Below are 21,660 nucleotides of genomic sequence, written 5' to 3'. Positions count from 1 at the left end.
GTCCGTTCAGCGCGAAAGCCATACTTCTGCTGGCATGCCTATCAGCAATCGCCCCTTGCTGTTGGGCACGGAGACTTTTACGGCAAAGACCAGCTCGGCACGGGCAGCACGGGTCTGTACGTTCTTCGGCGTGAACTCCGCTTTTGGCGAGATCCAAGTCACCGTGCCGGGGAATTCCTCGCCGGGCAGAGCATCGACGCGCACGACAACCTTCGTGCCCAGCGAGACCTTACCCAAGTCCGGCTCCGGCAGGTAGACTTTGAGCCACATGTCACGCACGTCGGCGATGGCGAGCAGAGGCGAGCCCGGAGCAACGAGCTCCCCTTGCTCCACATACTTGGCGACCACCACCCCAGCCAACGGGCTCCGTATCCTTGCGTCCTCAAGCTGGCTCTGCAAGAGCTCCAGTTGCGCCTCGACCTGTTTGGCCCGCTCGGTCAAGGCAGCAAGGTTGTTCTTGGCCATTTCCAGTTGGCTTCGCGCCGCTGTGTAGCCGAGCTCCGCGCTCTCCAACTGCTGTTGTGGCAAACTGCCGCGCTCGGCGAGAGTGCGCATTCGCTCGTACTGCTTTCTGGCATTCTCGCACTGCTCGGCGGCTAGCTCCGCCGCGCGGCTTGCATTGGCGAGGCTGTGGGCTAACTCCCGCTTGGCGGCCAGCAGCTGCGTCCTTTGCAAAATGAGCTTGCTGGTATCCACCACGGCCACCAGCGCCTCTGCCGCCACTGTGTCGCCCTCGTCCACAAAAAGCCCCACGAGCTCGCCTGCGCTTCTCGCGCCTATCGTGACCTGCTTAGCCTCCAAGATCCCGGAACCCAGCCAGGCATCGTCACGGGGACGTGCACAACTCATTAGCGCCAGCGCAACCACAGCAGAAAGCCACGCTCCGATTGTTCTCATCGTTCTTGCTTTGCTCACGTGTTGCGCACCGGACATGGTCCACTTGGTCCCGCGGTGAGGGTAGGGAAGAAGGGTCGACCCACGGCCTCACAGGACCTGCAGCTGAGCGAACTCCAAAACAATCTTTTTTCGCCCGTAGCGATCGAAATCAATGGTCAGCGTTGTACCGACTGATGCCCGTGAAACGGCCAGAACGGTGCCCGGGCCAAACTTCGGGTGGCGCACGCGACAACCAATCTCCAGCTGCGCGGGCAACTGCGACTCCTCTTCATATGCGCGGAGACGGCGAATTACGCTCCGTCGCTCCCCCTCTCCCCTTCTGGCGGGCGCTTGGTAACTCGCCCTCCTCCCCACCCTGCCGGCCACCTCATAGTCAACCTGTTCATGATCGATCTCTTCCAAAAAGCGCGATGGCAAGCAACTGTAGGTCTGGCCCTGCCGCAAGCGAGTGCTTGCCCAGGTCAGATAGAGTTTCTCCTTTGCCCGGGTGCTCCCCACGTAAAAGAGCCTGCGCTCTTCCTCCAGATCCTCGGTGCTGTCAAAGGAGCGGGAAAGCGGGAACAGCCCCTCCTCCAGACCAGTAATAAACACCACTGGAAACTCCAGACCCTTGGCGGCATGCACAGTCATCAGACTGACGGCGTTGGATCGGTCGTTCCAGGTGTCGATGTCGGTCAGCAATGAGACCTCTTGCAGATAATCGTCCAGGGTTGCCCCTGGGTTTTGCCTACAGTAGTCGGCGATGCCATCGAGTAGTTCGCGCACGTTATCTGCGCGGTTCAATGCCTCTTCGGTGCCCTCTTCTTTGTAAATGCGCAATATTCCCAATTCGTCGACCAGTGCACTGGCCAGTTCCGCAGCGGACACCTGCGAGCGCAGGTCAACATGTTTTTGAATCAGCCGGTGAACGTGCGTCACCCGCTCCTGCATTGTCGGCGAAAGCCCCTCCACTTCACGAGCCCTTCTCAGTGCCTCGAACAGCGGTACGCCCACCCTAGTGCTAAATGCCTGCAAGCGGGCGATGGTAGCCTCGCCAATCCCACGAGGTGGGGTGTTGATGATTCGCAGCAAGTTCATGGTGTCGGCAGGATTGCAAATGACCCGCAGATAGGCCAGCAGGTCTTTGATCTCTTTGCGTTCATAGAACCGCACTCCGCCCACGATAACATACGGGATGCCACTCCGCCGCAGCGCCTCTTCCAGTACGCGCGACTGGGCATTGGTGCGATAGAGGACGGCAAAGTCTCGAAAGTTGCGCGTGCCGTGCTGAAACTCTCGTTCAATGCGCGTAATCACCGCATAGGCCTCGTCGGCATCCGTGGGGGCCTCCACGACCGTCACCTTCTCCCCCACCGCTCCGTCCGTCCACAGTACTTTCGGTTTACGCGCCCGGTTGTGGGCAATCACCGACGAAGCGGCCGCGAGAATGCACTTGGTGGAACGGTAGTTCTGTTCCAACCAGTAGACCTTGCAGTCGGGGAAATCCTTCTCAAACTCCAAGATGTTTCGCAGGTCCGCCCCCCGCCACCGGTAAATCGACTGGTCGTCATCACCTACGACGCAAAGATTGCGATAGCGCGAGCTGAGCAGCTTTAGCAGTTCGTACTGCGCGCGATTGGTGTCCTGGTACTCGTCGACCAGAATGTAGCGCAGGCGCTCCTGGTAAGCGTGCAGGAGCGGGGGATGGCTGCGGAAAAGCATAATAGGTAGCAGGAGGAGATCGTCAAAATCGGCAGCGTTTGCTTCGCGGAGGCGCTGCTGGTAGCGTTTGTACACCTGGGCAACGCCGAAGTCGAATTCGCTTTCTGCTGCCTGCGCATAGTCGTCCGGGAGCAGCACCGCAGATTTTGCTCTACTTATCAGAGCAGCAACGACCGCGGGATTGTACCTTGCTTGGGGCAGCCCTAATTCTTCAATGCACTCCTTGACCAGACGTTTCTGGTCCTCTTCGTCGTAAATCGAAAAGTTGGCTGACAGGCCAATCCGCCCACCCTCGCGGCGCAGGATACGCGCAAATGCCGAATGGAAGGTGCTGACCACAATCTGCCGCGCAACCCCTGGAACCAATTGGTCCACGCGTTGCCGCATCTCTCCTGCTGCTTTGTTGGTGAACGTGACGGCCAGGATCTGCTGCGGCTCCACTTTACCAGAGGCGATCATGTAGGCGATACGATAGGTCAGCACCCTGGTCTTACCGCTGCCGGCACCTGCCAAAATAAGCACCGGCCCATCGATGTCCACTACCGCAGCACGCTGGGCCTCACTTAACGCTGCCAGGAGCTCTCTGCCTTTTGTGCTTCGCGCGCGGGCCATTGAGCGCCTCACCTATTCCTACCGCCGCCAGCGTGGGCCACGCGACGACGCACCTGGTCGAACTGGGCCTTGGCCCGTAAGTGTTCTCTGAGCGTACGGCTGAACACGTGCCCTCCATCCCCGCGGGCCACGAAATACAGGTAATCCACCGGCGCCGGGTGGAGAGCCGCGACAATGGAACGCATACCGGGGTTGTTCACCGGCCCGGGTGGCAAGCCGGGATAGAGGTAGGTGTTGTAAGGCGAGTCGATAGCAAGGTCGCTCTTGAGCAGGCGACGTCCCCTGCCCGGAACAAGGTACTGGACGGTGGGGTCAGCCTGCAAAGGCATTCGCAACCGCAAGCGATTGTGGTAGACGGCCGAAATAAGCGGCCGCTCTTCCTCCAGCATCGCTTCCCCTTCAATAATGGATGCAAGGGTCACCACCTGGTGGAGGCTCCACCCCATGGCACGCGCCTGTGCTTCTATGGTATCACCCACCTGCCGACGAAACTCGGCCACCATTGCACGGATCGCAGCCTCTGGCGACACCCCCCAATAGAACTGGTACGTGTTCGGATAGAGATACCCCTCCAATGAAGGGGCGCAGAGTCCCAACGTCGCCATAAGAGTGCTGTCGTGCATCAGGCGGACGAAAGCAGCGGAATCGACTTGCACCGTCCGGGACAAGATGGAGGCAATGGTCCACGAGTCAGCACCCTCCGGAATCGTCACCCGCTCGGCCGTGACTTTGCCACGCCGCAGCAGGTTCACGATGGTCACCGGCGCGTACTGGGGGGACAGCTGGTACTTGCCTGCCTTCAGCCGTCCCTCCGCGCGCAGTAGCTTTACCGCCAGAAGGAAAGCAACCCTGTTGCTCAAGACATCTTCCTTCATGAGCAGGCTGGCAATCTGGGTGGTGCTCATTCCGCGCGCAATGACGACGGTGTGCGGAGGTTGGGCTGGGCGCCAAAATTGGGGCAGAAAGAGCAAAGTAGCCGCCACGAGGAGAATCAAAGTCACACTCCCGGCGCAAAACACCACCGCAGCGCGCATCACTTTGCGCGCCCTGATCGGCAGACCGGTCATCGCAGCACCCTCGGCGCAGTGGTCGGGCTCTCCCGCCACTTGCGATAGTCGGCCAGAATCCTGGCGTGATCAAATGCAAGCTCCACGGGTAAGTTGTCCAAGGGGAAGACTGCCGCCCGTTCAGCGTCGTCAGCGCCCTGCGGGGTGCCCTCTGCCTCGGCAACGAATACAACCGAAATCGTATGGCCGCGCGGGTCACGATCAGGCGCCGAATAGACGCCGAGTAATCCCCTGAGGCGAATGGACAAACCTGTTTCTTCGCGTGCTTCGCGCACCACGGCCTGCTCAACCGTCTCTCCATAATCAACGAATCCCCCAGGCAAGGCCCATCCCAGAGGCGGATTCTTGCGCCTGATCAGGACGATGCCCAACTGCCCCTCGCTACTCCGCACTTCGATAACTGCATCGACCGTCACCAGCGGGTGCCGACGGTGAACCGTTGGTTGTCCGCAACAAGGGTATTTCTTCTTGATGTCCACCATACCTCACGCGAAAGTCACAAAGAGATCGTACCACAAGTGGGTATAAACCGCCACGCCGAATCCTCTCAGACAATAGATGATGCCAAAAGCTACGCCCGCCAGTTGGCGGAGCAGAAATACCTGGCCATCGAAGGAAGCTTTGCGCACCTGGAAATAGTGGGCCACAGCGAACGCCATGGAGGTGATGAGCAGAGCGAGGAAGTAGCCTGCCCATATCGGAAACTGGCGCAGTCGCGTGAAGAAAAAGACCAGAGAGCCCAAGAGCACGAGACGAAACACCAGCTCTTCAAAAATCCCTGCCCCGATGGCCAGCATCACCTCGTAGGGCACGTCCGCCACGCCTCTCGAGGCAACAATCATCATGCGGGGCAAGGCATCAAGACCCAGTCCGAGGAGAATCGCCAACACGGCAGCTTCAGCCATCATGAGGGGAAAGTATATCGGTTTCAATCTCCTAAAGCCTCGCCCCAGCTGGCCGCGTCCGATCGCGAAAAAAACGATAGCTGCGGCGACACTCAAGACTACCACCCCAAGCTCTCTCACTATACGTGTTTGGTTCCCCAGGATGGCGTCTGCCCCATAGCGAAGCAGCGAACCGGGTCTATCTCCAACGGCGAGAGTCAAGAGAGCGTAGAGCATAAACAGGGGCAACACAGCAAGGAAGCTGTAGCCCAAGGACCGGGTGCGGGCCAAGTAATCCCCGATAGGCTCAGGCATTCGGCGAGCGCGAGGATAGACCCTGCCTCCTCTTACCACTCTTCCTCCGCTACCGAGGCGCTATGCGCGACTTGCGCACCATCACCGGCTTCCATCCCTCCTCCGTAAAGATGTAAAGGCCGGAGGGAATCATCTCCTCCTCTTGTCCGTCGATGGTCACCACTTTCTCTCCCCCAAGGATGGCCCCGTCAGCGCGCGCAGCTGTCTGCCGCGGAGCTTCGGCCTCCTTGGCGGTTTTTCTCTGCAGCCTGAGCTCCTTGGCCTTCTTCGTGAGGGAAGCCAAAGAGACCCCCAACTCCCGCGCCAACTCCTCGTCACTGATGAACCCGTACTTCTCCCGCAACCGATTAAGTCGCTCGTCAGTCCACACCTTGGCCATGCAGAAGCCCTTTACCCTATTGAGTCACTGTCAGATAGTTAACAAGCCACGCACTCGATGACGGTACGTCGCCCGGAGGCCTCTCACTTTAGCCGTCTTAGTTTTTCCAGTGCCGAGTTCTTACCCAAGACCACGAGGACGTCGCTGTCTTTGACCACATGGTCGGCCCCGGGCACAACCTTCACGTTCTCCGGAATAAGTTCCTTTACCATGATCACCTGCACGCCATACTTGTTCGTCAGGTCGAGCTGTCGGAGCGTCTTGTGCAGGAAGCTATTCGGCGGCGCAAGCTCAATAATGCTATAGCCAGGTGCCAAGGTAAGGTAGTCAAGGATGTTGGGATTATCCAAACTCTGCGCCACCTTGAAGGCCACCTCTTTTTCTGGGTAAACAACATCCGTCGCCCCGATCAGGTCCAGGATGCGATGGTGGTCTTCGGTAATGGCCTTGACAATAATGCGTTTCGTCCCGAGGTCTTTCAAATAGAGCGTGATGAGAATGCTGGCATCGATTTCGTCGCCCACGTTGACGACCACCGCATCCATTTGGTCTAGGCCCAGGCTGCGCAACATCTCCTTGTTCGTGGCGTCTCCCACCAGGGCCTTTTCCACGAAGGGACGGACGCGGTCCACCTCTTCCTCCCTCTTGTCGATCGCCAAGACCTCGAAACCTCGTTCGCTGAGAAAGCGGGCCACGTAGGACCCGAAGCTTCCCAAACCAATCACTGCAAAGCTCGGCATATGTCACCCTTCAGGAAAAACAACCTTCTCACTCAGCCAACCAAGACGCTCTCTTCTACGTAGCGGAAACCAGTTGGCCGTTTGTCCCCCCTGCCCAACGCAATGGCCAGCGTTAGGGGCCCCACTCTGCCCACAAGCATAAGGACAATAATCAGGAACTTGCCCGTCTGGGACAGATGCGGAGTAAGACCGGTAGTGAGGCCGACCGTGCCAAAAGCTGATACGGTTTCGAACAACACTGCCAGCGCCTTTCCGGAGCTGTGCGCATACGGACGCAATCCGAGTTCTGTGACAGCCAGGGCCAGGCCAAACGCCCCCACCACTACCACACCGAACACGGCCAGAGCGAAAGCCTTGGCCACAATGCTATTGGGCAGGCGCCGATGGCAACAATTGACCTCTTCGCTCCCACGAAAGCGCGCCATTACCAGCGCTACCAATACGGCAAAGGTACTGGTCTTGATCCCCCCTCCGGTGGAACCAGGGCTGGCGCCGATGAACATTAGCGCCATCAGAACCATGAGGGTCGCGCTAGTGAGCCTGCTGGTCTCGACGGTGGAAAACCCTGCAGTCCGCGCAGTAACCGACTGGAACAGACTGACCAACAGCCTGCGCGACCATGGCATCCCCCTCAGGGTATTGAAGCTTTCCACCGCCAGAAACGCCACCATGCCCACTACAATGAGGGCCGCAGTAGTCTGCAGGACAAGTCGCGTGTGGAGCGAGATAGCCTGCCTCCTCCTCCCCACACGGAAGGGGAAATCGTGAGCAAGGTCAAACAGCACGATAAAGCCCAAACCGCCAATGACAATCAACCCAAGCACGGTAAAGTTCACCAGCGGATCATACGCATACGCCTGCAGACTGTCCGGAAAAAGACCAAAACCGGCATTGCAAAAGGCTGACACCGCATGAAAGACGCCCAGGTAGACCGCCCTCCAACCCGGGTAACGACCCCAGAATCGGTATGTCAGCAGGCAGGCTCCGATCGCCTCTAGGAAGAAGGTCCACAAGAACACGTGCCTGAGCAACGCACCCATGTGCTGGAGAGGCCTTTGCGACAAAGTCTCTTCCAGCAGCTCGCGCCCACGAATTGAGAAGCGCCGGGTGAGCAGGTACATGAAAAGCACAGAAAAGGTCATGATGCCAAGCCCACCCATCTGAATCAGCGTGAGAACCACCATCTGCCCCAAAAAACTCAGCCGCGTGCCTGTATCCACGACCGTGAGCCCAGTCACGCACACCGCCGATGTGGCGGTGAACAGGGCGTCGAGCGGGGACAGGGGTCGCCCCTTCGTGGCGGCTGGGAGCGAAAGCAACAGAGCCCCTGTACAGGCTGCCAGCACGAAGCTCGCGAACACCAGACGCGGGGGACGGAGCTTCAGTACCAGAAAACGTTCTATCTTTTCGCGCGCTACATCCACCTTAGCTTCGGACACCTCTCCTGGTCATTTCCCGGCAGCCTTGCTCACAAAGTGCCAACTCTGCCCGTTCGCGCCGTACACGTGCACGGGGAGGCCCGTCCGCCTGGAAGCTTTCGCGCCGATCTCTTTCAATACCTCTAAAGGAACCCTCCGCAGTCGTCCGTGTGCGGCGGGGCGGTCTATCGTGTAGATCTGCACCAGACGCGGCCGCAATTGACCCACCAGTTCCATCCATTGCTCCACCTGGTGCGGGCGACAGTTGGCATAGGGTCCGTCGCAAAAGAGGGTCTGGAGCACCCAATTTTTGGTCGACCTCAGTCCTTCCAGCAGTTGCACAAAGCTAAGCCCCGGAGCGGGTCGATTGACCAGCCGCCAGGTCTGTTCATCCCCGGCATCCAGCTTAAGGATGCGCACGTCCAACTTCTCCAACGCCCTGGCCGCGGATTCCTTTCCCAGGCAAGTGGCGTTTGAGAGCACACATGTCTTGGCCTGGGGTGCAAGCTGGTCGCGGCACCAAATGACGGTGTCAACCATGTCCGAGAATGCGGGATGCAGAGTTGGCTCCCCGTTTCCTGAAAAGGTGATGTACTCGGGATTCGCCCCTGCCTCTAAGGCTGCTCGAAGCGCTGCGCCGACCTGCTCCACGGTGGGCAAATCGTGGTACAGCGGCCTGCCGTCGAGCACCGCCACTTTGGTCCACCCGTAGTGGCAGTAGACGCAATTGTAACTACACGCCTTATAGGTTGTCGGCATCAGGTTGATGCCCAATGAGCGCCCTAGTCGGCGTGAGGCCACGGGACCATAGACAATCCCCTTCTGCAGGGGCAGTACTCTCCCTGCGGAGCCCAAGGCTACGCGGCCTCCGTTTTCTTCATGAACTCCATGAAACGACCGGCGTCCTCGTGCATAGCCACGTTGTTGAAAAGGCAATAGGCCTCGCCAGCCTGCTTCGCCACCGATGCCAGCTGGGCAAAGTCGTGATGCGAGAACCGGTAGCCCGCGCCGGTGATGCCGTGCAGCCGGAAATAGGCCGGCTTCCCCCATAGCGGGTTACTCTTGAATGGGTCCACCGCGTGAATCAGCTCAAGCTCCACGCACAGGTCCCGGATGAGCTCGGCGGGCCACCCCCCACGCGGCTCCCAGGCGAAGAGAAAGCCGCGCCGGTCGACCCGATTCATGAAGGCGCGCAGATTGGCCACGTTCTCCTCGCTGCACGTAAAGCTCGCAGGGCATTGAAAGAGCACCACTCTGGCCCCGAGCGCTGTGGCCACCTCGGCGGTGCGAGCCCAGGCCTCTTGGACCTCAGGAGTCAGCTGAAAGCGGCCATAAGCATCCCGACGTTCCTCCGCAATGGGTTGCCGCAAGCGCCGGTAGGTGGGGCTGGAGGGCTGATGGGTGATCAGCTGCCAGGCCTTCACCACAAACTCGAACTCCTCCGGCGCTTCCTCGCGCCACCGCGCCGCAGTGGCAACAAGCGGCGGATGGTAAAAGGTCTGCTGCACCTCCACCACCGGAAACGTCCGGTAATAGAGCCGCCGTGCTACGGGAAAGCCACAACACCCTACCTTGACCTGCATTGCCGCGCGCTCTTATCCGCTCTCCGCTCGATGCTCGCAAGGGTTTATCAGCAAAGCTGCCCGCGAAGCCTCACATGGGCGCCTCACCAAAACCGCGAAAACCCGCCCACTGCAGACCCACGCACATGCCGGCTACTGGATGATTCACTCCAGCTCGGCGATCCCCTTCTGCTGCAACAGCCGCACCGCCTGCTGCACCTCCTCGGCGCTCACCATGGGATGCACCTCCAAGACCCGGAGCATCTCGGGCTTTAGATACTTGGCCACCATGTCAAAGTCGATTTCGCCACTCCCCGGCGCGAGGTGATCTTTTAGCCCGCGCGCATCATGAAAGTGCACCCCGAGGAGGCACGTTCCATAGTCCCTTAGCCAGCTTTCATGGTCAACCAACCGCAATCGCTCCTGAACATGGGCGTGTCCGCAGTCATGCCAATAGCCGATGTTCCCCCCCGCGAACTCCTGAAGGATGATCCCGACTTCTTCCAAATCCGGAATCTGGTGCGAATACAGTCGGTTTTCCACCCCCACCTGAACGCCCAAGCGTACGGCTTCTTCGTGAATCCTGTCCAAGCTGAGCAAGACGGCGTCCAGGAACGGCTGCCTTTTGGCTAGGCGCTCCGCCCGTCGTTCCTCCCGGTAGCGCTCTGCCTCAGCCGAGTCGATGAGCCCCTGTTCATAGAGCTCGCGAAGACGGTGGTCATGGTTGTCCACGCCTACGGCGCCCAAATGGAACACCACAACCCGCGCCTCCACATCCGCGGCCAAATGCACCGACTCTATGGAAAGCTTGACCGCATGGCGACGCTCCTCCTCATCCGTGCTGGACAGGAGAAAAAGGTCACCAGAAGCCTCATGTTGTGGAACTCCTTCCGGCAACGGGCAATAGTTATGTACGCTCACCACCGTGAACTCATGGGAGCGTAGCCGCCGTCGGATGTGGTGGAGCATGGCCTTTGTGAGCCGATAATCCAGCTCCAACCCGGACAGTCCCACCTCTCGCACCGCGTCCAGCAGCTGATCGCCGTCGGTTACTTCCGTTGCGACCCAGGCAGTCGAAAGCGCAAGCATGCCTCTTCACTCTACTCTGGCTCTGCCGTCGTGTGACCGGCCTAGTAACTCCCTCATGCCGGCGCAAAGACCTTGAGATTATACAAAAGCGCCGGGATAATGTCAAGGGAAACTTCTCCCGCCGCTCCACGCCAAGCACAAGTGCATCAGAAAATCTCTACCTTCAGGTAGCGCGAGGGGTTGGCTTTTAGATCGGTGACGAGCGAGTCAAGGCTGGCCGTCAGCGCGTTCAGGCGCCGGTAAAGCAGGTCATTGTTCATCATCATCCCCAGGCTCCCTTGGCCTTTTTCCAGCCGCGCAGCAATCAGGCTCACGTTCTTGGTCAGCGTGGTGAGCTCCTGGTAAAGGGACGGGTCCTGGACGAAGCGGGCCGCCGTGCCCTGGCCCCTGCGGAGGCTGTCCACCAGCGCTTCGCTGGAGGCAAGGAGCGTAGTAATGCGCGTGTAAAGCTGAGGGTCGGTGAAGAGTCGGGCAGCAGTGCCCTCTCCGGAGCGAATATAGGCCAGGATGCTGCTGGAGATGCGGACCAGGGCCTTCACGTCCACGTACATGCTTGGGTCGTTCACCAGCAGACCGAGGGTCCCCTTGCCCGAGTTAATTTTGGTGACGATGTCGTCAACCGTGGAAAGGGACCGCTTGAGGAGATTGAACGCCGCCACACCTTCATCGATGAGTTTTTCCACATCGAGGGGTTCGGCTGCCTGGAGGTACTCCCCATCCTCCAGGCGCGGCTGGTCCAGTGATCCCATGGTGATGCCCACGTATTTGTCACCCAGAAGCCCCAGCGTGCCGATATGAGCGATGGAGTCCTTGCGTATGCGATCCTTTACTTTAGTGTCGATTTCCAGTTCGATGATAATGCGGTTCTCAGAGATGTCTGGCGAGAACTTGACCGACGTCACCGTGCCGACGCGCACTCCGGCCAGACGCACCGGCGCGCCGGTCTGCAGCCCCTCCACTCGCGACATCATCACTCGTAGGTGGTAACGGTCGGCCAAGAAGCCCTCCTGGCCTCCCACCATCATGATCGCCACCACGATGATGAGCACGCCAATGAACACGGTCAGCCCTACCCGCACCTCATGGCTGAACAAAGGTTCTCGTCTGGTTTTCATTTTGGTCCCGCCAAGAACGTCCGTACAAACTCATTGTCAGAGGCCTGCACCTCCTCTTTGGTGCCCACGGCCACAATAACCCCCTCGTGGATGACGGCCAGGCGATTTGCCACGCTGAAGGCGCTCTCCAGCTCATGGGTTACCACGATTGAGGTCACACCCAATTCGTGCTGCGTTTTTCGGATCAGAGCGTTGATGGTCGTGGCGGTGATCGGGTCCAGTCCAGTTGTGGGCTCGTCGTACAGCATCACGCGCGGCATGGAAATCATGGCCCGCGCCAGCGCCACCCGCTTGCGCATCCCTCCGGAGAGTTCAGAAGGCATGAGCTCTTCTGTGCCCTCCATTTCTACAAAACGGAGGCACTCGGCCACCCGCGCGGCGATCTCCTCCTCGCTCAGGCGAGTGTGCTCCCGCAGCCAGTATGCCACATTCTCGCCTACGGTCAGCGAGTCGAAGAGGGCCGAGCCCTGAAAGAGCATCCCGATCTGGGTCCGAAACGGCACAAGTTGGCGCTCGCTGAGCGAAGTGAGTTCTGTGCCGTCGAACCACACCTCGCCGCTCTCCGGCCTGATGAGGCCGAGCAGAATCTTGAGCAGCACGCTCTTGCCACACCCCGAACGACCGAGGATGACCAGCGTTTCCCCAGCCCGCACCTGCAGCGACAGCCCCCGCAACACCCAATTCTCCCCGAAGTACTTGTGGATGTCGCAGAACTCGATGGTGGCACCGCTTTTGTGTGTGCGCTCCTCACTCATTCAGCTTGCCACCGCAAGATAGAGCTTGGTGAAAAGGAAATCCACCGCGAAGATGAGCACCGAAGTGAGCACCACTGCCTTGGTGGTGGACTCGCCCACACCGCGCGTACCCCCGGTGGTGGACATGCCCATATAGCACCCCACCGTCGCCATGAGCACCCCGAACAGGACAGGTTTAGTGAGGCCCATAACCAAGTCGTCGAAGGTCAAGGCGCGTACCACGGTGACCCAATAGAAGGAACTGCTAATCCCCAACGAGCTCACCGCAACCACGAGTCCCCCCAGAACCCCTACCGCATCAGCGACTGCCGTAAGCACTGGGAGCATCACGGTGGCCGCCACCATGCGGGTGGTGACCAACTTCTTGATGGGGTCCGTACCCAAGGCCCGCATGGCGTCGATCTGCTCGGTCACTGCCATGGACCCAATTTCAGCCGCCATGGCCGAGCCCACCCTGCCGGTGACGATTAGCGCGGCCAGCACCGGCCCCAGCTCGCGCACCAGCGACACACTGAGCAGGGTGCCCACGTACATCTTCGCCCCGTAGATTGCCATTTCATAGCCCGACTGGAGGGCAAGGACCAATCCCGTAAACATCGAGGTGAGCACTACGATCGCCGTGGAACGGACGCCGATCACGTCCATTTGCTCGATGATCGCCCGACCGTAGAGGGGCCTGCGGAAGAGCCCTACCCACCCGTTCAGGAATGTCTCGAACAGACCGTGAAGATGCACGAAGAACGACAGAATCGTCCTTAACATGCTCGCCGGCTCTCGCTTTCTTGGCTAGTGTCTGTCAAGTAAAGGCGCGCTTAAACAGCTGGAAATCTTTGATAACGACCCGGTGTCCTTCGCGATGGAGATAGCCCAACTCCTCGAAATGACCCAAGGCGCGGGAAATGGTCTCGCGCGCGGTGCCTGCCATGTTGGCCAGGTCCTGCTGAATGGGGAGCTTGGGAATCACCATCTCCTGCCCGCGGGGCCGTCCTGTCTTTTCTGCCACGTGGATGAGCGCCATGGCCACACGTCCCAGCGCATCCTTGAGGCTTAGAGTGGAGATGTGCGAATCGCTCATGCGGATACGGCCGGCCAACTCGCGGAGCAGAGCGATCGATATCTGCGGATAGTCCTCCAGTAAGCTCAAAAAGTCGGCGCGCCGCAGCATCAGCAGCTCGGTCTCCACCAAGGCCGTCACGTTCGCAGAACGCCCCTTCCCATCCAGCAGGGCCATCTCGCCAAAAAACTCGCCAGCGTTGAGGATGGACAGAATAACCTCGCGCCCTTCGTCGCTCACGTGCGATACTTTGACGCTGCCGCGTTTGATGATGAAGAGCGACTGCCCGCTCTCTTCCTCCACCAAGATCACCTGGTTTGGCGCACAAGTCTTGCGCACGCACAGCGTGGCTATTCGCTCCAGGTCCTCCTCATCGAGGGCGGAGAAAATGGGAATGGTCTTGAGCAGTCTGGTGTCCATAGCCGCTCCGCGCTTGTCTTGGAACCTCGCAAGTGGTCCTAGCTCTGTGCCGCCACCTCCTTTGGCACTGACACCAGAGTAGGAGAGCCTACCACCACAGGTTACGCCTGCCTGGGGCCGAGGAGTCCACGGGAAAGCATTTCAACCTGTGCAGCCATCCGCTCCACGGTGAACAGGCGTTTGACCCTCTGACGGCCTGCCCGGCCCAGCCTGTGTCGCAGTTCCGCGTCCGTCAAAAGGCGCACTACCGCCTTTGTGAGGCTTGCCACGTCTTGCGGCGGCACAAGGAGCCCGCTCTCACCATCAACCACAATGTCCAGCACGCCATCACTGGCAGTAGAGATAACCGGTACCCCGGCGGCCATGGCCTCGATGACCACCAGCCCGAACGCCTCAGCCCTGGAGGGGAAAGCGAACACATCCATGGCAGCTAAGACAGACGGAATGTCCTGGCGAAAGCCAGCAAAGACTAACCGCGGGCCTAGGTTGAGTTCTGCGGCCAGGCGATAGATTGGCTCAGCCCGAAACTCCTCACCGCGGGTGGTGCCGCCAACCACAAGAAACACGCTTTGCGGCACCTGTCGTGCGACCTCCGCTGCCATGTGCAAGAACTCAAGGTGGCCCTTGCCCGGCTCCAGCCTGCCAATAGTACCGACAACCAGCGCGTTTTCCGCAAAACCAAATTGGCCACGCACGCGCGCCCTTTCCTGCGGTGGGACCCTGAAGCGCGCCAGGTCCACGCCCTGGTGCACCACCGCCACCCGTTCGGGCGCAATGGGGTGGGTGGCAATGAGGTTCTCACGGATAACACGGGAAATTGCCCACACCTGCGCCACGTGGCCATACAACCACCGGTGCGCCGGATCCCGTTTGGGGCGCATGGTGCCCACGTGTTTGATCAGCACCGTGGGCACCCGCCCTGCGAGACGCGCTGCAGGCACCACGGTCCACAGATCCCGAGAGTAATGGCAGTGAATGACCTGCACGTGTTGGGCCCGCAGCAACTGTGCCAGACGCACGATGGCCGCGGGATCGAGATACCCGCGCGGCCGAAAGTGGTGAGGTGCAAACCCCAGCCGCGTCAACTCCCGGTACAAGGGTGTTCCGCGGGCACACGCCACTGAGACTTCGTGGCCACGTCTGCGGAGCAGCGCGGAAAAGGTAGCTACCTGCATCTCCATGCCACCCCACGATGGCGAGGAACACACCTGGAGGATACGCAGCACACCGGGGGGCTCACTCACCTTGTGCTCTCCCCATTCGCTGCTCGATTTCCTCGAGCATCCGGTACACCTCTCGCATCACTGCGTCAGCCTGCTCCTGGAGGACCCGCTTTCTCTCCGGGCCGGACGGCAGCGGCGGAAGCATAATGGGCGCGCCCACCATGAGCGCCACCCTCACTGGCCTGGGGAAGCGCGCCCCGGGCGGCAACGCGCGCCCGGTCCCCCAGACAGCCACAGGAACCACCGGACATCCGGCCAAATGGGCCAACAGCACGAAACCAGTCCGTGCCCGTCCAGGCGGCTGTTGACCCGGACGGCGGCGAGTGCCCTCCGGGGCCATAAACAGCACCTCTCCGGCACGCAACAGGGTCAGCGCATGACCGAACGCCCGATGGTCGCTCGTCTCACGCCGTACCGGAAACATATGCACCGCCCGAAGCCACCACCTTACAACGGGAATGGAAAAGAGCGAGTGTTTGGCCATGGTGTGGACGCGCCGGTTCACCACCATGGTGAGCGCCACCACGTCCAGATGGCTTTGATGATTGATGACACCGATGTACGCGCCGGTGCGGGGCAAACGATACCGCTCAAATACCCTGCCCCGGAAGTAGACACGCGCCAGCACGCGCAAGAAAAGGACCGAAAGCCAGTAGATCATCGCTACCCCGTCAGCACTCCTTCTGCCCTAGGTCACCCCTCCCCATCCCCCTGCTCTCCGGAGGTCACCTCAGACGGGTGCCGGTACAATCCATGCTCGTTGATTAAGCGTTCCACGCCTGGGGGCACCAAGTAGCGAATGCTCTTTCCGCTCCTCACGCGTTCCCGTATCTCAGAGGAGGAGATCTCAACTAACGGCGCAGCAATCAGCGTTGCCTTTGACGCAAACTGGGGGGGCGCCTCGCTGGGGTCAAAACCCGGCCTTGGCACCACGACCACTGCCGACTCGGCGAAGATGCTCTCGGGCTCGCGCCACGACCCCATGTCTTTGAGACTATCGCTCCCGATGATGAGGAAAAGCTCATGCGGCTGCAGCTTGTACTGCTGCCGCAGAGCCCGCACCGTCTCAATGGTATAGGACACTCCACCGCGCCGAATTTCCAGGTCGGAGGCTTCGAACCAAGGGGAACCGGCCGTCGCCAGGCGAACCATTGCCAAGCGTTGCCAGGCTGGAGAAAGCATGCGGTCTGTTTTATGCGGAGGGAGTGCGGCAGGCACAAAAAGTACGCGGTCCAGGCCCATCTCCTCGCGTACCCACTCCGCGACTATCAGATGGGCAATATGGATGGGGTCGAATGTTCCACCGAAAAGTCCCAATCTCATGGCTACCAACCAGCTCGGCCTGTGCGGATTTCCCTCCCAATGGTACTTCTCACTCGCCTCCCCGGAGCGGAGCTCGCCTTCTAGGCCTTCACCTTCTGGGGGGAGGATTAGTCGCGGCCTCCTCGCTTCCCAACTGAGCAGAAAGCTCTTTCAGTCGGCGCCGTACCCGGTCGATCTGCGAGCCGCGGGGGTAACGTTGGGCGTAGCTGGCGAACGCCTCCTGCGCTTCCTTGCGACGGTTTAGTTTCAGCAAACATTCGCCTTTCCAGAAAAGCGCCTTGTCGCCGTACGGCGTGTCATAATAGTTGGCGAGCACGCTATCGAAATAGATCAGCGCGGAGTCGAAGTAACCCATCTTCCTGTAAAGGACACCGTTGTCATAGTCCTTTTTTGCCAACTTGTTACGACATGCCTGCAGATTCGCTTCCACCTCTTTCTTGAGAGGGCTGTCCGGATAGTCTTCAAGAAAACGCTGAAAGTGTTCTATCGCCTTGTGCGCGTTCTCCTGGTCGAGCCCAGAGCTGGGTGAAAGCTTGAAGTAGCTCATGCCGATCTTGTATTCGGCGTCATCCACGTAGGGGGAATTTGGGTACGATTTCAGCAGCCGCTCGTATTCACTGATGGCAAGCACGTACTCTTTCAGTCGGTAATGGCACTCCGCCAAATAGAATTGCGCCTCATCGGCCACTGCACTCCCCTGAAAACTCAGCGTAAGCACCAACAGTTGCTGCTTCGCATCTAGGTAATCCTCCTTCGCGAACATCTGCTTCGCCAGAGCCAAGCGTTCCTCGGCAGTGAGGTTCGGTCGAATCTTCTGCTTCGCACAAGAGGAGGCAAGCAGCACTGCCGCAATCCCCCCTAAGCAAACAAGCGTTCGCACACCTCGCATCTAATCTCCCAGCGTCAGTAGTATTATCGACTCCGATACGCGTAGAAAAGATAGGTCACCACTCCCGTCACCACCAGCACCAAAGCAGGTTCCAAGACTCGTCGCAGCCCTTGGACCTGGGGGAGGTCTCCGTGGGTAAAAGCCATCCGTTCCTCTTCCAGTCGCTTTACCAAGCGAAGCGGCACAGTGTCCTCCACCTGGTGCTCAAAGTCCCTGCTCCACCGCAGTCGTCCGTCCCAGGTCACCTCGCGAAAATGCACCGTCACAGAGGCTGTGCGCGTAATCCGCGCATGCTTCAACAGTCCACCTTGCCGGTCTCGGTATTCGATTCCCACGCCCAGAACGGCAAACCCCAACGTCGAGGCATCCTCCCGGCCCCCCACGTCGGACCTTGCGCTACTATCTTGGGGCACATATAACTGGATGCCACGGACCTGGGCCGCCCGCACAAGTTCCTGTTCCAGGAGCCAATTTGCCTCGTGTCCGGGCGGGAGAGGCCGAAGCACTATCTGTGAGGCCCTCACTTCCGCAATGGCGCGCTCGGCCACCTCCGCGACCGCAGAGCGCAGCAATGCCAAATTGGGCTGGGGGTCGCCTGCGCGCACGCCTTTAGTCAGGCACATGAGCGCTGCCAGGAACCCCACACCGGAGCGCCATAAAGCCCGCTGGCCTCCATGCATGCCTTTGATACTTGCGGCCTTGAGCAAAGTTCCTCACAGTCTGAGCAGCACGGAGAGCAAGTGCCAACGAACTGGACCAGGCGAAACGGCCCGATAGACCAGCGCGTAGTTCACCGCAAAGGCCGGGTGGGCCAATCGCTTTTCAGCCGAAACAAAGGCATTGGTATCGAACAACCCCACCCCGGCGGAATAAACAAGACTCCTGCTCTCCTTTTCCCGAAATGCGCCGCCGCGCAGGGCGAGATGTCCAAACACTATCTGTTCAAACCCCACGTGCAATTCCCGCGAGAGCGGGCTCCCTTCCTCACCTACACTGCGGAGGTCCGCGCTCAGCATGGTGGAGGAAAATGGGTGCCAGGCAAAACCCAGGTTCAGCGACTCGTCCCCGATTCGTTCCAGGGGCTGCCGGGCCGTCTCGAACGAGTCGGGAAGCTCAACATACACGGCACCCACACACACCCGTGGGTCCGGCTGCACCAGCACCCCGTACGAAAACCCTGCCTGCCATAGGCTGTGCCCTTGCTGCCGCAGGTGCCAAACCGTGCTTCCAGCACCGAGGGCCACTTGAGGAGCCAGGCGGAGACGCACAGCCCCAGAGCTGCAAAAAACATCAGCGAAATGACGAAGCTGGAATGCCTCCGGGCCGTGCTGCCGAGGTCCGAATCCGGGGACCTCTTCGCCCCAGGACACCACCAGGTCCAAGGGCGAAAGGGTGACCGCAATCGCCTTCACAAAGGCCGCTAGGGCAATGGCCTGCTCATTGCGGGCTGTGCCCAGATCGGCAGAACGACAAAACGCAACGGCAGGAGCCACGGGATTGAAAAAAACCGCAAAGCGCAGGGTTTGCGGAGTAGCGAAGAGGTCGATCGCTGCCGGATTCATGTTCACCGCACCAAGGTCATCGCGCACCGCCACGCTCGCTCCCCCCATAGACAGGCTACGGCACTTGAGGGTGCTGATAGTAACAAAGCGGTCTTCCTGGGCGCCAGCAGGCACGACTCCCACACAAGCCACCCGTATGAGCACGACGAAGCACAGCAGAGCCAGCGGCAGGCCGCTCCGCCCGGTCATGAGTTCACTCCTTGGCGCTCCGGCTGCGCCTGTACACAAGGTTCTTCCTCCGAACGGCAACCTCGGATCCGCCCCACGAATGGACCTGCTGCTGCCGCCGCCGCGCCTATTGCCGAGGCCACTACCGTGAACACATTTCCGTGCCGCGCATAGAAAGTGTCCTCTCGGCGCAGGGGCACCTCACCCGCCACCACTGCCTCGACAAATATGTCTGTAGCTTGGACAATACGACCGTACGGGTCGATCAACGCTGAAACACCAGTGTTCGCGCACCGGGCGATGGCAATGCGGTTTTCAATGGCCCGAAACACCGCGATCTCCGCGTGCTGGTACATGCCTCCACATAACCACCGTGGAAGGGACGGCCGACCGAACCAAGCGTCGTTGGTAATCACCACCAAAAACTCCGCTCCGCGCACCACGAACTTGCGCACTAGTTCCGGAAACACCGATTCGTAGCAGATCGGCACCGAAAACCTACTGGCCCCCTCTCGATGAGGCATCGTGAACACTACCGCATCTTTGCCTGGAGACCAATTGCCCTCCCCCAGTTCCAAGGCATCCAGAAGCCTCTTCACCAAAGAGAAAGGGAAAGCGTCCTGGTACGGCACCCGTTCTCCGAATGGCACCAACTGCATCTTCGCATAGCGCTGGAGGTCATCCTCGCCAGGCAAGAGTAGGAAGGCCGAGTTGTAGGTGGCAAAACCAGATTCCAGATCGTAGACGTAGTCAGGGGAACCGGTCAGGAGCGGCACGCCAAGGGAATCCACGAGCCGACGCACCCTGTCCATGTCCTCAGGCTCATGGCGCAGGTAGCACGGTGTAGCCGTTTCAGGCCATACCACCAAATCTGGGTTGTGGCAAATCGATCCTCGGGTGAGACGTTCGTACGTGGCAAAGTTGAGCTCTTTGAGTTCGCGGTCCCACTTCAGCAATGGGTCGATATTCCCTTGCACAAGCACCACCCGCAGAGAACGGTCCGGCGCCTTCTCCTTGGACATTACCCGCGTGCCGTACCACCAGGGAAGCGCAAACAGCAGTACGGCACTTGCTGCGTAGGCTAAGGCCGCTCTCCAGTTCCGCCGAGTGAGGATAACACGGTAGAGAAGCACATTGATCGTGGCCACCCAAAATGACACGCCAAAAGCGCTCGTGATATTGGCAAACTGGATGAGCTTCAGGTAGCGCGTCTGGGTATAGGCCAGCAGCGTCCAGGGAAATGCGATTTCTCCCAGCGAGCGGAGAAACTCCACCCCAGTCCAAAGAAAGGGGATAGTCACAAAGGCAATTTCGCCCCACTGCTTGTGGACGAGATGATGAAGCAGCGCGTAGATAGAGAAGTAGAGCGGCAGCACCACGATTGCGGCAAGCCCGCCGGGGAGCGTGACCCAGTTGATCCAGTACAGGGTCCCCACGCTCACAATCAGGCCACAGAGGTAGCTCCAGCGAAAGGTCTCGCCAAAGGTCTTGCCTCTGAGCAGAAAGAAAAACGGGATCAGCGAGACGTAAGCCAAAAACCCCACGTGGAAAGGTGGGAATGCCAACGTCAAGCTAATCCCTGTCAAGAGGCAAAGAATAAGGTTAGTTCTCATGAAGCGCACATCCGTCGCGAATGAAGGTCTTTGGCGTGCAAGCAAGCGTATCTCTGTGTTCGGTGCATTGGGTCCTTGTGTGGGTGCCAGGTAGCGGTTATCGCTTTTGACTGTCCAGGTAGGCCTGGAGGAGCATCGTAGCGGCCACCTGATCCACCCGTTCACGATGGCGGCTTGGCGAGCTTCCCATCTCCTGCATGGCGCGCTGGGCAGCCACGGTGGTGAGCCGCTCATCCCAACGAACAATGGGCACGGTGACCAGTGTGGCAAGCCTGCCAATGAACTTTTCCACCTCTTCGGTGGCGCTGGTAGTGCTGCCGCGCATGCTTAGCGGCAGGCCGACGACCACTGTCTGCGCCCGATACTCTCGCACCAGGTGTGCCACCAGGGTCGCAGCGTGTGCCAAGCCGCGATGGGTGAGCGTGGGCAACCCCTGCGCAATATGCCCGGTGGGATCACTCACCGCCACACCCACCCGACGCCTGCCGTAGTCAACGGCCAGAATACGGATCTCTGTCACCGTGCCTGCCACACTCACTTGGAGGCCTTTGCTTCGGCCTCAAGCTCGGCCAAAGGCCTTTTCAGCGCCTCCTTCAGAAGCTTGCCGGCTTTGAAGTGAGTCTTGCGCCGTGCCGGAACGTAGATGATATCGCCGGTCTTGGGGTTCCGAGCTTTGGGCTTCGGCTTCGTGGTTTTCACCTCAAACACACCAAAGTCCCGAATTTCGATGCGCACCTCGGGGTCCGCTTCCTGCATGAACTCACGCAGCGCGGTAAAGACGCCGTCTACTACCTTCTCAACTACGTAGATTCGTTCCCCGACGTTCTTGGCTGTCCTTTTCGCTACGTCCTTCTTGGTGATGGTCCTCTTCATC

The 21,660-nt window shown here is 59.7% G+C and carries 24 protein-coding genes; all 24 read right to left on the bottom strand.

All coding sequences use genetic code 11. The features are described from left to right. Positions 1-6: 6 nt before the first annotated feature. Complete coding sequence (locus tag ONB25_02165; GenBank protein MDZ7391696.1) at positions 7-897, bottom strand: efflux RND transporter periplasmic adaptor subunit; 891 nt, start codon at positions 895-897, stop codon at positions 7-9. A gap of 87 nt (positions 898-984) precedes the next feature. Beyond that, on the bottom strand, positions 985-3,210 hold the full coding sequence (locus ONB25_02160; protein ID MDZ7391695.1) for a UvrD-helicase domain-containing protein: 2,226 nt from the start codon (positions 3,208-3,210) through the stop codon (positions 985-987). Positions 3,211-3,218: 8 nt separating this feature from the next. Then, positions 3,219-4,277 carry an endolytic transglycosylase MltG gene (gene mltG, locus ONB25_02155; GenBank protein ID MDZ7391694.1) on the bottom strand — a complete coding sequence of 353 codons (1,059 nt, stop codon included), beginning with the start codon at positions 4,275-4,277 and terminating at the stop codon, positions 3,219-3,221. Next, positions 4,274-4,759 (bottom strand): NUDIX hydrolase, encoded by a 486-nt coding sequence (locus tag ONB25_02150; protein ID MDZ7391693.1) that lies wholly within the window; start codon positions 4,757-4,759, stop codon positions 4,274-4,276. Before ONB25_02150 ends, mltG begins: the two co-directional genes overlap by 4 nt. A gap of 3 nt (positions 4,760-4,762) precedes the next feature. Next, positions 4,763-5,515, bottom strand: coding sequence for a CPBP family glutamic-type intramembrane protease (locus tag ONB25_02145; protein MDZ7391692.1), 753 nt, complete (start codon positions 5,513-5,515; stop codon positions 4,763-4,765). A 10-nt stretch (positions 5,516-5,525) separates the two neighbouring features. Further along, positions 5,526-5,855, bottom strand: coding sequence for a hypothetical protein (locus ONB25_02140; protein ID MDZ7391691.1), 330 nt, complete (start codon positions 5,853-5,855; stop codon positions 5,526-5,528). An 83-nt stretch (positions 5,856-5,938) separates the two neighbouring features. Continuing rightward, entirely contained in the window at positions 5,939-6,595 is a 657-nt protein-coding gene (locus ONB25_02135) for a TrkA family potassium uptake protein (protein ID MDZ7391690.1), read from the bottom strand. Between the two features lie 32 nt (positions 6,596-6,627). Further along, positions 6,628-8,034 (bottom strand): TrkH family potassium uptake protein, encoded by a 1,407-nt coding sequence (locus ONB25_02130; GenBank protein MDZ7391689.1) that lies wholly within the window; start codon positions 8,032-8,034, stop codon positions 6,628-6,630. 9 nt (positions 8,035-8,043) lie between these two features. Next, positions 8,044-8,868 carry a radical SAM protein gene (locus ONB25_02125; protein MDZ7391688.1) on the bottom strand — a complete coding sequence of 275 codons (825 nt, stop codon included), beginning with the start codon at positions 8,866-8,868 and terminating at the stop codon, positions 8,044-8,046. 2 nt (positions 8,869-8,870) lie between these two features. Next, complete coding sequence (locus ONB25_02120; protein MDZ7391687.1) at positions 8,871-9,596, bottom strand: DUF72 domain-containing protein; 726 nt, start codon at positions 9,594-9,596, stop codon at positions 8,871-8,873. Positions 9,597-9,740: 144 nt separating this feature from the next. Continuing rightward, a complete protein-coding gene (locus tag ONB25_02115) occupies positions 9,741-10,664 on the bottom strand; it encodes a sugar phosphate isomerase/epimerase (protein MDZ7391686.1) in 924 nt (307 codons plus the stop codon). A 146-nt stretch (positions 10,665-10,810) separates the two neighbouring features. Continuing rightward, entirely contained in the window at positions 10,811-11,779 is a 969-nt protein-coding gene (locus ONB25_02110; GenBank protein MDZ7391685.1) for an MlaD family protein, read from the bottom strand. Continuing rightward, a complete protein-coding gene (locus tag ONB25_02105; GenBank protein MDZ7391684.1) occupies positions 11,776-12,534 on the bottom strand; it encodes an ABC transporter ATP-binding protein in 759 nt (252 codons plus the stop codon). The genes ONB25_02110 and ONB25_02105 overlap by 4 nt, the downstream gene beginning before the upstream one ends. Continuing rightward, the gene (locus ONB25_02100) at positions 12,535-13,296 is read right to left on the bottom strand and encodes an ABC transporter permease (GenBank protein MDZ7391683.1); all 762 of its coding nucleotides are present in this window, start codon (positions 13,294-13,296) and stop codon (positions 12,535-12,537) included. A 34-nt stretch (positions 13,297-13,330) separates the two neighbouring features. Further along, positions 13,331-14,008, bottom strand: a complete 678-nt coding sequence (locus tag ONB25_02095) for a Crp/Fnr family transcriptional regulator (GenBank protein MDZ7391682.1) — start codon at positions 14,006-14,008, stop codon at positions 13,331-13,333. A gap of 101 nt (positions 14,009-14,109) precedes the next feature. Then, the gene (locus ONB25_02090; GenBank protein ID MDZ7391681.1) at positions 14,110-15,252 is read right to left on the bottom strand and encodes a glycosyltransferase family 4 protein; all 1,143 of its coding nucleotides are present in this window, start codon (positions 15,250-15,252) and stop codon (positions 14,110-14,112) included. After that, positions 15,245-15,892, bottom strand: a complete 648-nt coding sequence (locus ONB25_02085; protein MDZ7391680.1) for a 1-acyl-sn-glycerol-3-phosphate acyltransferase — start codon at positions 15,890-15,892, stop codon at positions 15,245-15,247. The genes ONB25_02090 and ONB25_02085 overlap by 8 nt, the downstream gene beginning before the upstream one ends. A gap of 32 nt (positions 15,893-15,924) precedes the next feature. Further along, on the bottom strand, positions 15,925-16,554 hold the full coding sequence (nadD, locus tag ONB25_02080; GenBank protein MDZ7391679.1) for a nicotinate-nucleotide adenylyltransferase: 630 nt from the start codon (positions 16,552-16,554) through the stop codon (positions 15,925-15,927). Positions 16,555-16,642: 88 nt separating this feature from the next. Further along, a complete protein-coding gene (gene bamD, locus ONB25_02075) occupies positions 16,643-17,443 on the bottom strand; it encodes an outer membrane protein assembly factor BamD (protein MDZ7391678.1) in 801 nt (266 codons plus the stop codon). Positions 17,444-17,466: 23 nt separating this feature from the next. Beyond that, the gene (locus ONB25_02070; protein ID MDZ7391677.1) at positions 17,467-18,150 is read right to left on the bottom strand and encodes a hypothetical protein; all 684 of its coding nucleotides are present in this window, start codon (positions 18,148-18,150) and stop codon (positions 17,467-17,469) included. A gap of 6 nt (positions 18,151-18,156) precedes the next feature. Next, a complete protein-coding gene (locus ONB25_02065) occupies positions 18,157-19,194 on the bottom strand; it encodes a hypothetical protein (GenBank protein MDZ7391676.1) in 1,038 nt (345 codons plus the stop codon). Further along, entirely contained in the window at positions 19,191-20,786 is a 1,596-nt protein-coding gene (lnt, locus tag ONB25_02060) for an apolipoprotein N-acyltransferase (protein ID MDZ7391675.1), read from the bottom strand. The genes ONB25_02065 and lnt overlap by 4 nt, the downstream gene beginning before the upstream one ends. 97 nt (positions 20,787-20,883) lie before the next feature. Continuing rightward, positions 20,884-21,306 carry a Holliday junction resolvase RuvX gene (ruvX, locus tag ONB25_02055; protein MDZ7391674.1) on the bottom strand — a complete coding sequence of 141 codons (423 nt, stop codon included), beginning with the start codon at positions 21,304-21,306 and terminating at the stop codon, positions 20,884-20,886. Positions 21,307-21,320: 14 nt separating this feature from the next. Then, positions 21,321-21,659: an integration host factor subunit beta gene (locus tag ONB25_02050; protein ID MDZ7391673.1), complete on the bottom strand. Its 339-nt coding sequence runs from the start codon at positions 21,657-21,659 to the stop codon at positions 21,321-21,323. Between the last annotated feature and the right edge of the window lies 1 nt (position 21,660).

The organism is candidate division KSB1 bacterium (assembly GCA_034506335.1).
In the GTDB taxonomy this organism is placed as follows: Bacteria; Zhuqueibacterota; Zhuqueibacteria; order JANLFK01; family Oleimicrobiaceae; genus Oleimicrobium.
The sequence above is the reverse complement of the archived record's forward strand: the minus strand, read 5'-3'. Positions and strand labels throughout refer to the sequence as shown.